The 12,737-nt window shown below is 67.7% G+C and carries 11 protein-coding genes and 1 tRNA gene; 4 read left to right on the plus strand and 8 right to left on the minus strand.

Features of this window, described 5'->3' with window-relative positions; translation table 11 throughout:
* Nucleotides 1-6: 6 nt before the first annotated feature.
* The 5 genes from ABZU52_RS08320 to ABZU52_RS08340 all read right to left on the minus strand — a co-directional run bounded on the left by ABZU52_RS08320 (nt 7) and on the right by ABZU52_RS08340 (nt 4,753).
* Nucleotides 7-1,089 carry an NAD-dependent epimerase/dehydratase family protein gene (locus tag ABZU52_RS08320; protein WP_354970383.1) on the minus strand — a complete coding sequence of 361 codons (1,083 nt, stop codon included), beginning with the start codon at nt 1,087-1,089 and terminating at the stop codon, nt 7-9.
* Between the two features lie 265 nt (nt 1,090-1,354).
* Nucleotides 1,355-2,404: a GlsB/YeaQ/YmgE family stress response membrane protein gene (locus tag ABZU52_RS08325; protein WP_354970384.1), complete on the minus strand. Its 1,050-nt coding sequence runs from the start codon at nt 2,402-2,404 to the stop codon at nt 1,355-1,357.
* The gene (locus ABZU52_RS08330) at nt 2,401-2,823 is read right to left on the minus strand and encodes a PadR family transcriptional regulator (RefSeq protein WP_354970385.1); all 423 of its coding nucleotides are present in this window, start codon (nt 2,821-2,823) and stop codon (nt 2,401-2,403) included. The genes ABZU52_RS08325 and ABZU52_RS08330 overlap by 4 nt, the downstream gene beginning before the upstream one ends.
* Nucleotides 2,824-3,215: 392 nt before the next feature.
* Nucleotides 3,216-4,259 carry a hypothetical protein gene (locus tag ABZU52_RS08335; protein WP_354970386.1) on the minus strand — a complete coding sequence of 348 codons (1,044 nt, stop codon included), beginning with the start codon at nt 4,257-4,259 and terminating at the stop codon, nt 3,216-3,218.
* Entirely contained in the window at nt 4,256-4,753 is a 498-nt protein-coding gene (locus ABZU52_RS08340; RefSeq protein ID WP_354970387.1) for a SigE family RNA polymerase sigma factor, read from the minus strand. The genes ABZU52_RS08335 and ABZU52_RS08340 overlap by 4 nt, the downstream gene beginning before the upstream one ends.
* Before the next feature lie 288 nt (nt 4,754-5,041).
* On the opposite strand from ABZU52_RS08340, the gene ABZU52_RS08345 reads away from it, so the two are divergent.
* Nucleotides 5,042-5,116: transfer RNA gene (locus ABZU52_RS08345), tRNA-Lys, on the plus strand.
* A 279-nt stretch (nt 5,117-5,395) separates the two neighbouring features.
* On the opposite strand, the gene ABZU52_RS08350 is transcribed toward ABZU52_RS08345, so the two are convergent.
* From ABZU52_RS08350 to ABZU52_RS08360, 3 genes are all read right to left on the minus strand, one after another.
* The gene (locus ABZU52_RS08350; RefSeq protein ID WP_354970388.1) at nt 5,396-5,938 is read right to left on the minus strand and encodes a DUF6036 family nucleotidyltransferase; all 543 of its coding nucleotides are present in this window, start codon (nt 5,936-5,938) and stop codon (nt 5,396-5,398) included.
* A complete protein-coding gene (locus tag ABZU52_RS08355; protein ID WP_354970389.1) occupies nt 5,935-6,441 on the minus strand; it encodes a helix-turn-helix domain-containing protein in 507 nt (168 codons plus the stop codon). The genes ABZU52_RS08350 and ABZU52_RS08355 overlap by 4 nt, the downstream gene beginning before the upstream one ends.
* 722 nt (nt 6,442-7,163) lie before the next feature.
* Nucleotides 7,164-7,619 carry a lamin tail domain-containing protein gene (locus ABZU52_RS08360; protein ID WP_354970390.1) on the minus strand — a complete coding sequence of 152 codons (456 nt, stop codon included), beginning with the start codon at nt 7,617-7,619 and terminating at the stop codon, nt 7,164-7,166.
* Between the two features lie 497 nt (nt 7,620-8,116).
* Between ABZU52_RS08360 and ABZU52_RS08365 the strand changes: the two genes are divergently transcribed.
* The 3 genes from ABZU52_RS08365 to ABZU52_RS08375 all read left to right on the plus strand — a co-directional run bounded on the left by ABZU52_RS08365 (nt 8,117) and on the right by ABZU52_RS08375 (nt 12,735).
* Entirely contained in the window at nt 8,117-8,887 is a 771-nt protein-coding gene (locus ABZU52_RS08365; protein ID WP_354970391.1) for an IclR family transcriptional regulator, read from the plus strand.
* Nucleotides 8,888-9,271: 384 nt separating this feature from the next.
* Complete coding sequence (locus tag ABZU52_RS08370; protein ID WP_354970392.1) at nt 9,272-10,702, plus strand: extracellular solute-binding protein; 1,431 nt, start codon at nt 9,272-9,274, stop codon at nt 10,700-10,702.
* A gap of 125 nt (nt 10,703-10,827) precedes the next feature.
* Complete coding sequence (locus ABZU52_RS08375) at nt 10,828-12,735, plus strand: ABC transporter permease subunit (protein ID WP_354970393.1); 1,908 nt, start codon at nt 10,828-10,830, stop codon at nt 12,733-12,735.
* Nucleotides 12,736-12,737 lie beyond the last annotated feature (2 nt).

Genomic DNA, 12,737 nt, shown 5'->3' on the forward strand with positions numbered 1-12,737 from the left:
CGTACCTCAGTAGGGGTTTCCTTCGCCTGGGGGGCGGGCGTGCAGGAGTGCGGCGGGGCGACCGGGCAGGTCCCGTGCGCCGGACATCGGCGGGCTCGCCGTGTGGTCGCCGTCGGCCATCCCGGCGAAGAGTTCCTTGAGCGCCGTCAGCGCACTGATCTTCGGCTGCCAACCCAGCTCGGTCTCGGCGCGTTCGCTGGACATCAGCGGGGCGTTCAGACCAAGCTCCACCCAGCCCGCGTCGACCGGTTGCAGCCGCGCCCGCCAGGTCAGCGCAGCCGCCGCGCGCAACACCGGCGCGGCGACCGGCACCGTCCAACCGTGGAAGTGCCGGGCCACCAGCTCCGGGGTGAGCACCGGGTCCGCGGCGACGTTGAAGGCGCCGCGCGCATCACCCAACACCGCTCGGGCGTACGCGTCGGCAACGTCGTCGGCGTGTACCGCCTGCATCCGCAACCGACGGTTCGTCGGCACCAGCGGGATCCGGCCGAAGCGCAGCAGCCGCACCGGAGCCAGCGGGCCGAGGAAGTAACGCGTGATCTCCGCACCGGCGGCCCGCTGGAAAATCAACCCGGGTCGCATCCGCACCACCCGCAGCGTGGGGTGGTCCTGTTCGACCCCGTCCAGCAGTGCCTCCACCTCGGCCTTGTGCTCGCTGTACGACGAGCCGGGCACACCGGTGGCCGGCCACCGTTCGCTGATCGGGTGGTCCTTCGGGCCGGGCGCGTAGGTGCCGACCGACGAGGCGTACACCAGGGCCGGCACACCGGCCCGGACCACCGCGTCGATCACCGCCCGGCTGCCCTCGACGTTGGTCCGGCGCAGCACCCGCTGGTCATGGCTGGGCTGGATCTGCCAGGCCAGGTGCACCACCACGTCCGCACCCGCGAACACCTCGGCGAGCTGCCCGGCCGCACCCGGCGCGCCGATGTCACAGGAGTGCCACTCCACCTGGTCGTACGGCTCGCCGGCATCCGGGCCGGGCAACCGTCGAACGACCCCGGCCAACTCCACGCCCCGCTCCCGGCGCAGCCGCCGCAGCAGCGCCGTACCGACGTTGCCGCTGGCCCCCACCACCACGATCCGCATGCCCGACCCCGTACCCGCCCAGCCGCAGCTCAACCACCACCCACCGACACGCCCACGGCCCACGGCCGGCTTGATCAACTCGACTTCCTGAAACTCGGGCCAACCGACCGGCCACGACACCCCGACTTCCGGAAACGCGAGTCGATCAAGGGCGAGGCGGGTGATGACCGGCCAGCCGCAGCCATCGACGGCCGGCCGGAAGCCGGGAGTCGTCGGCGCTCACCGGCGGGTAACCTGAGCGCGCGGGCCGCTAGCTGCGGAAGTATCACCCCTCTGCTGTCGCTCCCGGCTGATCCCCGCAGGTCCCGCAGGCGTTGTCCAGCACTCGTCGACGTACGGTCCGGTGTCGTGCGGCCTGACACGTGAGGGCAACTGTGAGCAGCGCCGCGCCAGCGAGAAGAATCAAAGACCCAGTGGTGACGACGAGGCCCGCCGGGGTGTGTCCGCCGCTGGTCCCCCAGATCGCCTGGCTGAGTTGATCGGTGCCGAGCAGACCGGCGGGGGTGGTGAGGAGCAGCGTCGCCCAGAGTCCGGTGTCATCGGCGCGCAGGGCGCGGCCGAGTCCGACGAGTAGGACCAGGGCAAACAAAAGCCCCCCGGCCATCGCCAGAAGTTCCGGGGTCGAGCTGTAGAAGACGAACCAATTCCCGCCGTTCTCGGCAGAGCTGAAAGCCGCGGACACGGCTGTTCCGGAGCCGGCCGCGAGGAGCGGCAGGCCTCGTGCGATCCAGCTGGGATGAGAGGTTAGTGCGAGGGTGGCGAGGCCAAGCGCGATGGTGGGGAGCAGCACGGACAGCGGCGGTCGGGGTTGTCCGATGAGAGCGGCCACAAGTGGCAGTGCGACGGTCAGCAGGAGACCACCGATCGCGGCGGTCCGCGCCCAAGACCCGGGCAGCGCCGTCGCGGTGAGGCCGACGACCAGCCAGCCCAGCCAGATGACGGCGCCGAGGGTCTGGAACGGACCCGCCGGGTCCAGCCCGGTGACGCGAGGGTCGTTCAGCTCGACCCGAAGGAGCAGGAAGGCCGCCAGTGCGACGAGAGTGTTCAGCGCGGCGGTCGCGGCCAGCGGAAGGGCGGCGGCCAGCCCGAGGGCGCCGTACCCGCGCAGTCGCTCCCGAAGTCCAGCAGCGAGCAGGTCGAGGGCGTCGTGTGGGGAGGGCCAGCGCCGCCCCGGTCCGACCGTGTCGAGGTACGTCCCGACGATCTCGTCGCCCCGCTCGGCCTGGTAGTCACCCGGGTAGGCGCGCAGCAGCCGCCGGTAGCGGGACTCCAGTGGCGATCCGGCCTGTTCCGGCGCGGGGTTGGGCTGGTTCATGCCAGGCCTCCGGTCGGTCGAAGGGTGGGGCGGGCGACCGCCCCCGGGAGGTTGACAGGGGCGCGTGAGGTGTCGCCGGCGGCGGGGATGCCTGCGGGCCGAATCCGTAGCCGCTGGCTGGCGGCCTCGACATTGCGGCGCAGACGTTCGGTCTCCGCGGTGAGCACGGACCGGCCCGCTTCGGTGAGCCGGTAGTAGCGGCGCAGCCGTCCCTCGACGACCTCCTCGTGGTCCCGCTCGACCAGCCCTTCGTCGCTGAGGCGATCCAGCGCGCCGTAAAGGGTGCCGGGCCGCAGTGCCAGCCGACCCCCGGAGAGCGCGGCGACGTCGCTGATGATGCCGTAGCCGTGCATGGGCTCCCGCGCAAGGGCGGTGAGGATGAGGAAGGTGGGCTCCCGTAGCGGCGTGGGTGTGGCCATGGCCTCAATATATCGGTGATGAAGCTATACCGGTGGCCAGGCGTTCAGAAACGCCGGCCCGGTCCTAACCAAGGGCGATCACTGGCGGATCTTGCCGGTCAGGTCAGGTGTCGTCCTCTGCGGCCGTCGGCGCCGACAAGGATGGCCGAGGAGATCGCTGCGGAAGCCTGTCCGCCGCTGATTGCGCCGGCGAGGTTGTGAACCAGCCACGAAACGGCAGCGGCCGGGAGGCGGCCAAATAGCTCGGCCGCGCGGTCGCCAGATTGTGGGCGAGGTGGCCGCTGGCCGGGCGAGGTTCATGGCTCGGCGGGCGGTGCGGGCAGCGTGAAGGTCCAGTTCGCCGGACGGGTTGGGAAGACTATCTGACCTGGCAACGGAACCCGATGAGACCGCTACCCACTCTTCCGCAGACCGTCTGGCACGAAGACGACCTGCCAGGATCCGGTGAAGTGTTCAGGCACAATCTCGATGGTCACTGACTCGCCAGGACGTAGGTCGAGGCCAAACTCGCGCTTCCAGGCCGCGTCCTTGTCTCCGTACATCCCGTTACCGCTCATCGCGTAGTCCCACCACTCACCGGTCATGACCTCCACCCCGTTGACCCGGAGGTGGAGGAGCCCCGGCGTCTGGGCGACCATGCCGATCGAGTCCAACGGCCTCCAGGTCAGGGTCCGCCGGACGGAGCGCATCGGATCGTCTGGGTTCGACCGGATGATGACGGCGTCCGGGCACAACGCCTCGGTGCAGCCTGCCGGGAGCGCCTGGTCCAGCGAGCCGAGCGTTGCTGGCCGGGGAGGCAGCGGATACCGGTCGAACGGGACCCGCTCGCCGATCGCGATCCCAAAAGTGCCAGCGTCCGGGATCGGCACCGAGACGTCACCCGTCTCCTCGGACCGCTGCGCTCCGTTGATCGTCATGACGAACGTGGCGGGCCTGCCGACCTCGACACCTCGTGCGTTCCAGCCCGAAGGTCGGATGGCGCTGCTGCAGCTACCCTCGCTGAGATCGTGGCCGTTGACGGTCAACGCCATGCCTAGCGCGATCTTCTCGTCAGTGCTGTCGCAGCGATTGAACACGACGAGATCGAGAGTTTCCGGCACGATCGTCACCTCGATGCGGCGCTCCGGCAGCTGCGTGGACTTCGCGGCCACGACTCGCGCGCCGTTGGCGTACTCCGGGAACCCCTCGATGGTGCGTACTGGGGAAGCGCCGTCCGCCGGGGTGGGCGCGACATCCCTGCGGAGTCCTGGCACGACGGCGGCCGCGGCGAGGCCGGCCAGGGCGACCACCGCGCAGGTGGTCCAGGTCGCGATCCGCAGGCGGCGACGCGCGACAACCTTCGCGTGTACGCCGTGCAGCCGCAGGTGATGAACGACGTGCTCCGCCGAGTCTTCGGAACGCTCGTCGAAGACCTGCTTGAGATCGGTCACGTTCATTGCAGCATCCCTTCCGGCGCCAGGGTCGCGTCGAGGCGGAGTTTGGCCATCGCCCGGCTGGCCTGACTCTTGACGGTGCCGACCGAGCAGCCGAGGGTGTCGGCGATCTCGACCTCCGAGAGGTCCTCGAAGTAGCGCAGTACAAGCACAGCGCGTTGGCGCCGGGGCAGGCGGCCCAGTGCCCGCCAGAGGCGGTCGCGATCATCGACGCCGGCATGTGGGTCGGCATCGACGACCGCCTCGGGAGGGTCGGCGGTGGGTAGCTCGCCCCGCCATCTGCGCCGCCAGGACGACGCGTACGCGTTAGCGAGGATCCGTCGCACGTACGGCTCGGGATCACCGTCGATGCGGTGCCACGCCTCCCATGCCCGTGCCAGCGCGGTCTGCAACAGATCTTCCGCCGATGCCCACTCGCCGGTGAGCAGGAATGCGGTCCGCAGCAGCCGCGGGGAGCGGGTTGCGACGAAGTCGTCGAAGCCCTCAGGTGTGATCATGCGTACGCCCCTCTGCCCGGCCCGTCGCAAAGTAGTACCGGCTGCGAGCCGAAAAGGTTGCATGGCCCGCCCGCCGCCCGCCGCCCGCGGCCCGCGGCCCGCGGCCCGCGGCATGATCCACTCGACTTCTCGAAAGTCGGGGCATCCGAGCGGCCAGAACAGCACGACTTCCTGAATCCCGAGTCGATCAAGGACGAGGTGGGTGGAGAGCAGGGTGCGGTCGGGCCATCGACGGCTGGCCGGAAGCCAAGAGCCGTCGCCGCTCACCGTCGGGTAACCTGAGCGCGCGGGCCGCTAGCTCAATGGCAGAGCTGTGGACTTTTAATCCATAGGTTCAGGGTTCGAGTCCCTGGCGGCCCACCAAAGACCCAGTTTGAGCTGCAAGAACCCGAACCAACGGATGCAGGTCTCCAACCTGTCCGCCGGTGGGCGTACCCCAAGGTCTTCCGCAGCTCGTGGGGCCCGATGCTGTTGCTCATCAACGTCGTCGCTAAGAAGTGGCGCCGGAAGTGGAAGGTGCTTTCCTTTGGCAGGAACCTGCGTCGAGGTCATCGGCACAAGGCTGGGGCACCCCTAACACCGATAACAGCTGCCGACGGCCGAAAGCGACGCAAATCCTGCCGAGGCCGAGCGATTCGCTTCTTAGGTCGCCGGCAGGTACATGGAGATCCAGGCCCTGAGTCGCTTCAGCACCAAGGTGTGGACGTCAACCGACTCGATCCGTTCGGCAACCACTGCTGGATCAATCAGCCCGGCCTGGATCAGCGCATTGGCGAAGGCGTGGTCCTTATCTCTGCCGGCGACCAGCTTGGATACCACACAGTCGTGCGGTTCGAGCGTGTAGCCGCGCCCCGGTTGGGTGCTCTGGGACTCCACCAAAACCAACCGGTCCCGCCACCCACCGGGCAGCACTGCGGTCGAGACGCTCACGCCTTGTGCGTAGTAACCGTTCATCTCATGGAACGGCGAGAGCTCGCCAATCGCGCCGTCGACCTGGTCAGCCTTCTTGTCATCCGGGTCATCGAAGAAGGCTACGTCGACCTCCATCGAGGCAGTGGCCTCCAGCGGAAGCCTGCTCTCCGGAATCGATCCCAGCACCGACTGGCTGCCGATGACGAGCACGTCCCGCTCTCCGACGATTTGGCACGCCGACCGCAGGACATGCTCCAGTTGCTCGCGCCTCACGCTGCTCGCTTCCAACCGCTGCGGGCAAAGGAGTCAAGAATCTTCTTACGCTGCGGCTGCGAAAGGACCCCCGCGAAGGGTGAGTTCTGTCGTAGCTCCACAGCTTCCGGGTCCTCCGAAGCCAGCACCTTGAGGACGGCTCCCACTCCCTCGTTCATCTTTTCCTGCCAACGCTTCAGCCAGAGCTCGGTCATGGTCCCTTGATGCTGCCGGAGGAGCCGATCGAGATTCTCCCTGGCCTTGCTCAGCACCTTGTCTGGTTCAGTCACCAAGCTGCCGGCCACCGCCTGATGCAGCCACAACGACTTGAGCTGATCACGAGTCAGCACCGGCTTGGGACGCAGGAACGCCTCAACCGCGGCCCGCTCTATCCTCCGATGCTTACCGACTTTCACGAACGGCAGATCCCCACGCTCGCACAGGTTGACCACCTGCTGACGCGACGACCCCAGCAGTTCGGCAACCTGACCAGTGGTCAGAAGGTCACCACTCACCGTCACCATAGTTGGAGCATGCGACATAAACGCTAAAAACGCAACTCCGCTGGCAGCAACTTCGCTTGGTCGAGCACCGGCCGATCGGCTGGCAGCGGTCGGGCGCCACCTCGCCGCCCCGCCGGGCGGCGGCAGCAGACGAGCGACATCGGCTCGCAATGCCGCCAACTCCGTGCGAAGCGCGGCCAATCCAGTCGCACAGCCAGCACTCACATGACCGGTCGATGTCGCCGTCCTTAGCGCCTTGAACAAGCCGCCGACGCACCAGCCCCGAAGGGCCCGCATTGAATTGCCGGACCCATAGCGCATCGACCAAGCGGTAGGATCTCGCGTCGGAGCGTACTGATGTGACCGCTTGGCAGTCCTCATCGACGCCGACCACGCTTAGCCGGCGGCCGCCGTTCCGCTGCTGGCCGAGGTCGCGAAGTACGGCACCGCCCCTGCCAAACGCGCCTACGGCGACTGGACCGGCAACGGCCTACGTGGTTGGAAAGAGCATCTCCTCGCCCAGTCCATCCAACCGATCCAGCATTGGATCACCAAGGACGATGTCGAGATCGTCGCCTGCCGATACCACGACGGCGACGGGTAGCGGACCGGGCTGGATCAGGAACGTCGGCGTCCCGCGAACTGCCGGAACACGGCCCGACCCGCACTGGAGTCGATCACAAACGTGAACGCCGGCCCGTCTTGCGAGGTGGGCCGGCGCTGAACCTGTTGCGGAGGTGCCGTCAGCAGTTGGTGTAGCTGCCGCTGCTGCCCCACGAGCAGCTGTCGATCGCCGCGCCTGCCGAGTTGCGCAGGTAGGCGGTGTCTCCGGTGTTGTTCCACACGTATGGGGCGCGCCCCCAGTAACGGTTGCTACCGGTGTTGGTGCCCTTGCCGGTGTGGATAACCACGCTGGCGCCGGCCTTCAGATTGAAATTGCTGCTGAACGTGTAGACATGGTTGGACTTGTCACGCAGAGTCCAGGACTTGAGGTTGATTGTCGAAGTGCGCTTGTTGGTCAGCCGCACGTATTCGGCGTTCAGGCTGGTGTTTGAGCCAGTGTCGCTGCCGGGCGAGTTGTAGTAAGCCTTGGTAATCATGATGGCGGGGGTGGCAGCCTGGGCCGGGGCGCCGATTGCCAGCGTCCCACCGAGGGCGATGGCAAGGGTGGACGCGACGCCGATCAGCCTCTTCTTCACGTGGTCTCCCGATGTCGAAAGTGGAGGCCGGCGCATGACCCATCGCCAGCCGGATGCCGTCCTGGCATTACCTGCGTGCAAGATCGTAGCGGGAGTAACCGACGAATTTTCGCCTCAAGAGTGGGCGCGAAGAAAACCGTGTCTAAATGGGCAGGTGAGCAAAGACATCTGGTTCAACTTGTGACTGGTCACCTGAGCCGTCGCTGAGAAAGAGGTGGGGCCCGCCGACGGACTGGCATCCGATGTTGACTCAGGGACGCGGCGAGGGTCAGACGTTCGTCCGGTCAAGGCGGAGGTGGCCGGTGACCGAATTGGACGCCGTGACTCCCGCCGGAGGCGCCATGGGCCGACATTCAGTTACATAGCGCCCCAACAACCCTCTGACCAGCGACACGTCCGGCACCTGGCGCCGGGGGCCGACGTAGATATCCTCTTCAGGTGCTGGCCCGTGTGGAGATCGTTGACACGGGTCCGGCACTGCGAAGGGACTATCGAACATGCCCCGTGTGGTACCGGCGGTCAACCGCGCGCTCGACGTCCTCGAACTGTTCCTGGACTGCCCCCAACTGTCGGCCCGCCAGGTGATGGAGCGACTCGATCTGCCCCGCACGACCGTCCACGAGTTGCTCGTGACGCTTGAGGCCCGCGCGTACCTGATCTCCATACCGGGTCAGCCGGTGCAGTATCGGCTCGGCATGCCGCTGTTCCAGCTGGGCGCGGCGTTCGCGGGCCGGCTTGATCTGGTACGCGAGGCGCAGGGCGTCGCGCGGGACGTGGCCGCCGCGTGCGACGAGGCGGTTCATGTGGCGGTGCTCGACGGCGCCGATGTCATCTACCTCGTCAAGTTCGACAGCACCCACCCGGTTCGGATGGTTTCCGGGGTCGGGCTGCGGCTGCCCGCCCACTGCACGGCGGTCGGCAAGGTGCTGCTGTCGGCCCTCGATCAGGCGGACCTGGACGCTGTCCTGCTGAAGGACCCTCTGCCGGGCATGACGCCGGACAGCATCACCGACCCGGATCTTCTTCGCGAGCATCTCGACCGTGTCCGGGTGGAGGGCGTCGCGGTCGACATCGGCGAGTCGGACACCGCGATGCGCTGTGTCGCCGCGGCGATCCGGGACCATACCGGCGCCGTCATCGCTGGGATGAGCCTGTCCGCGCCGATCATTCGCTGGACGCCTCAGGCGCAGGTGGAGTGGACCGGGCTGGTTCGGGAGGGCGCGGCCGCGTTGTCGGCTCGGATGGGCTACCGGGCGCAGCCTCGATAGCCAACCTCCCGCTTTCGGCTCGAAACAACATCGAAACATTGACATTGCTCTCCGTGCTGCCTTAGCGTCGCGACCACTCGATCCGGTATATCGAACCTAGTTCGAAATCTCGAACGGCGGTGGTCGCATGACCCGACCGAACTGGAACGTCAGCGCCTCGGCCCGGTCGCCGATCACGACGACGGTGAACGGCGGCGCGAGCGAGCCCGCCGTCACCGTCTCAACCCCACGAACTTCGACAACGAGCACGCGTACGCGCTGATCGATGCGGGCGGCGCGTCCCTGGTCGCCGTCACAGACACGCCTGGAGCACGAGCATCGCGGTGTTCGGCAGACAGGCCTTCGGCGTGCGGGGGTGCGGAGACTTTAAGGAGGCGAATGTCCATGGAGATCAAACCGGCGTGGTCCCGGCGCGGCTTTCTGGGGATGGGGGTGGGGGTGCTCGGCGCGGCCGGTCTGGCCGCGTGTGGGGGCACCTCCGAATCGCCCACGAAGGTGCAGCCGGAAGTTCCGCAGGAGCTGATCGACGCGGCCGCGTCGATGAAGGGCTCCTCGATGGGGATGCTGTCGCAGAAGCTGTACTCGACGGCGGCGAACGAAGCCCTCGACAGCTCGATCAAGAAGTTCGCCGACACCACCGGGACGAAGATCGAGAACAGTCTGGTCCAGGCCGACGCCGGTGACGTGGTGGCCAAGATTGACGCGGAGGTCAAGGGCGGGGTGGCCCGGGACCTGGCGTTCATGACCGACTCGCGGTTCGTCGCGCAGTTCCAGGCGCTGGGCGACCTGGAGGACGTGACGGACATCGTCCAGGCGCTGACCGCCAAGTACGGCGAGCCCTGCGCCGAGGCCAAGAACTTCTGCGTCTTCGACGGCAGGTGGTTCGCGATCCCGTACCACTTCATCGGGATCGGGTCGTTCCTGCGCAAGGACTGGATGCAGGACAAGGGCATCACCCCGAAGGACATCTACAGCTGGGAGGAGCTGCGGGACCTGTGCCTGGAGATCTCCGATCCGGGCAAGCGCCGGTTCGGCTGGGGCATGACGGTGAACCGCTCCGGTGACGGCAACGGCATGATCGAGGCACTGATCAACGCCTACGGCGGGTCGATCGCCTCCAACGACGGCCGGAAGGTCACGTTCAACTCACCGGAGACGGTGCAGGCGGTGAGCTTCCTGGGCGACATCTACACCAATTCCAAGTACAAGCCGATGTTGCCGCCGGGGGTCGCCAGCTGGACCGACACCAGCAACAACGAGAACTGGCTCGCCGGGATCCTCGGTTACACCCGCAACCAGTTCAGCGTCTACGCGGACTCCCGGACCAAGAAGAACCCGGTGCACGCGAACACCCACGTGTTCTCCGACTGCATCGGACCGGCGACCGACAATCCCCTGCTGCTCGGCCAGTCGCAGGGCTTCGTCGTCTTCAAGGGTGCCAAGAACCCGGCGCTCGCCAAGCTCCTGGCGCAGTACCTGGTCAGCGCCCCCGCGCTGCTCGGGGTGGCGAAGGAGGCGCCCGGCCTGGTGATGCCCGCCTGGGAGAAGGTCTGGGACGCCGACCCGTTCTTTACCAGCGGCGACCCGGCGTTCCCCATGCTGCGCAGGATCACTGAACTGAAGCTGCCGCTGAACACGAAGAACGGCCTGGCCTTCCCGCAGAAGGCCAGCGCGGGCCAGCAGGCGGTGGGGTCGGCCTACGTCCTCACCGACATGATGCAGCAGGTCGTGCAGGGCACGGCGCCGGCGCAGGCCGTGACGGCCGCCCACGCGAAGATGGTGCAGATCTTCAACCAGCAGGGGCTGCCGCAGTGAGCTCAGTCCGTCCTGCGCGGGTCCCGGCGGCGAGGAAGCCCGCGCCGCCGGGACCCGGCTCTCTCACGGCGGTCCAGCGGCGGCTGGGCCGTGACTGGCGGCTCGCGGCGCTGTTCCTGGCGCCCATGGCGGTACTGGTCGGCGGGCTTGTTCTCGTGCCGATCGCCCGGTCGATCATCACCAGCACCACGGAACGGCACGGGCAGGACAGCGTCTTCGTCGGCCTGGACAACTACCTCGCGCTCGTCGGCGACGAGCAGTTCCACACGGGCGTGGTGAACTCGTTCGTCTTCACCGCGTACGCCGAGGTTTTCAAGGTCGTGCTGGGGTTGGCCGCGGCCCTGCTGCTGCACCATCGACGCCGCGGGCGGGCGGTGCTGGCGGGGTTGCTCCTGGTGCCGTGGGTGGTGCCGACGGTGGTGACGGCGTTCAGTTGGCGTGCGCTGCTCGACCCGATCTTCGGCAGCGTCAACACGCTGCTCACCGCCACCGGGATCGGGCCGCTGCTGGCCAGCGCGCACCTGGTCGACAGCTGGCCCGCGGGCTGGCTGTCCGACCCGTCGCTGGCCATGCCGTCGGTGATCCTCGTCAACGTCTGGAAGGGGGTGCCGTTCTTCACCGTGTGTTTCCTCGCGGGGTTGAAGGCCATCCCGGCGGACCTCTACGAGGCGGCGACCATCGACGGGGCCTCGTCCTGGCAGCGGTTCGCCAATGTGACGCTGCCCGGACTGCGCCACGTGATCACCGTGACGGTGACCCTGTCGTCGATCTGGACGTTCAACAACTTCGACCTCGTCTGGTTGCTGACGCAGGGCGGCCCGGGTGACGTGACCGCGCCGTACGTGCTCATCGCGTACTCGAAGGCGATTTTGCAGTTGCAGTACGGCGCGGGCGCGGCCGTCACGCTCGTCATGCTGCCGATCATCGGCGGGTTGGTGTTCGTCCTGGTCCGCCTGTTGCGCCAGGACGGCAACATCAAGCTGCCCCGGCGACGCCGGGCAGCGCGGTGGATCGGGACGCGGCGGTGGGCCGGGACGACGCGGAAGGCGCTGCCGTGGGTCGTCGCCGCCGTGGTCACCGGTCTGCTCTTCTGGGCGTCGCCGCAGATCTTCTGGAAGGCGGCGGTGGTCCTCGGGGTGATTCTGCTGGTCGCGGCGACGGTCGGCCGGGTGGTCTCGACCCTCCAGTCCCGAGGTGGCCGCCGGTCGTCGTCAGTGGTGTCGGGCCTGGGGTCCTGGGTCGCGCTGGCCGGGTTGCTCTTCTTCGTGCTGGGCCCGCTGTACTGGATCGCCGTCACGGCCTTCAAGTCCGAGGGCCAGGTCGTCATGCGCACCGACGACCTGTGGCCGACGCCGTGGACGCTTGAGCAGTTCGGTGCACTGTTCGCCAACCAGCCGTTCGGCCGCTGGTACCTCAACACCCTGCTGGTGTCCGCGGCGTCGACCGCGGTGGCACTGGTCTGCGCCGCCCTGGCGGGCTACGCGCTGGCCCGGCTGCGGTTCCGTGGGGCGCAGGGCTTCACCGTCACGGTGCTGCTCACCTACGTGATGCCGGGCGCGCTGCTGTTCATCCCGCTTTACCAGATGCTCATCGGCGCCCGGCTCACCGACTCGTTGTGGTCCCTGGTGGTGACGTACCCGACCTTCACGCTGCCGTTCGCCACCTGGCTGCTGGTGGGGTACTTCTCGTCGATCCCCATCGAGTTGGAGGAGGCCGCGCTGGTCGACGGATGCAGCCGTATCCAGGCATTCGGCCGGGTGGTGCTGCCGCTGGCCAAGCCAGGGCTGCTGGCGGTCGCGCTCTTCACCCTGACCAACGCCTGGAACGAGTTCCTCTTCGCCTTCGTGTTCATCACCAAGGATGAGTACAAGACGCTCCCGGTGGGGATGCAGTCGATGATCGCCGGGGACGTCGTACCGCAAGGACAACTCGCGGCCGCGTCGCTGCTCGTCAGCATCCCCGTGGTGATCATGTACGCCCTCGGGCAGCGCTTCCTGACCGAAGGGCTCACCGCCGGGGCGGTGAAGGGCTGATA

Source organism: Micromonospora sp. NPDC005220 (genome assembly GCF_040607895.1).
Classification (GTDB): domain Bacteria; phylum Actinomycetota; class Actinomycetes; order Mycobacteriales; family Micromonosporaceae; genus Micromonospora.

What these genes read in the sequence shown, in the direction of transcription:
- ABZU52_RS08335 (WP_354970386.1), bottom strand. Translation starts at nt 4,259, where the DNA reads ATGAACGTGACCGATCTCAAGCAGGTCTTCGACGAGCGTTCCGAAGAC.
- ABZU52_RS08370 (WP_354970392.1), top strand. Translation starts at nt 9,272, where the DNA reads ATGGAGATCAAACCGGCGTGGTCCCGGCGCGGCTTTCTGGGGATGGGG.
- ABZU52_RS08330 (WP_354970385.1), bottom strand. Translation starts at nt 2,823, where the DNA reads ATGGCCACACCCACGCCGCTACGGGAGCCCACCTTCCTCATCCTCACC.
- ABZU52_RS08365 (WP_354970391.1), top strand. Translation starts at nt 8,117, where the DNA reads ATGCCCCGTGTGGTACCGGCGGTCAACCGCGCGCTCGACGTCCTCGAA.
- ABZU52_RS08355 (WP_354970389.1), bottom strand. Translation starts at nt 6,441, where the DNA reads ATGGTGACGGTGAGTGGTGACCTTCTGACCACTGGTCAGGTTGCCGAA.
- ABZU52_RS08340 (WP_354970387.1), bottom strand. Translation starts at nt 4,753, where the DNA reads ATGATCACACCTGAGGGCTTCGACGACTTCGTCGCAACCCGCTCCCCG.
- ABZU52_RS08320 (WP_354970383.1), bottom strand. Translation starts at nt 1,089, where the DNA reads ATGCGGATCGTGGTGGTGGGGGCCAGCGGCAACGTCGGTACGGCGCTG.
- ABZU52_RS08375 (WP_354970393.1), top strand. Translation starts at nt 10,828, where the DNA reads ATGGCGGTACTGGTCGGCGGGCTTGTTCTCGTGCCGATCGCCCGGTCG.
- ABZU52_RS08325 (WP_354970384.1), bottom strand. Translation starts at nt 2,404, where the DNA reads ATGAACCAGCCCAACCCCGCGCCGGAACAGGCCGGATCGCCACTGGAG.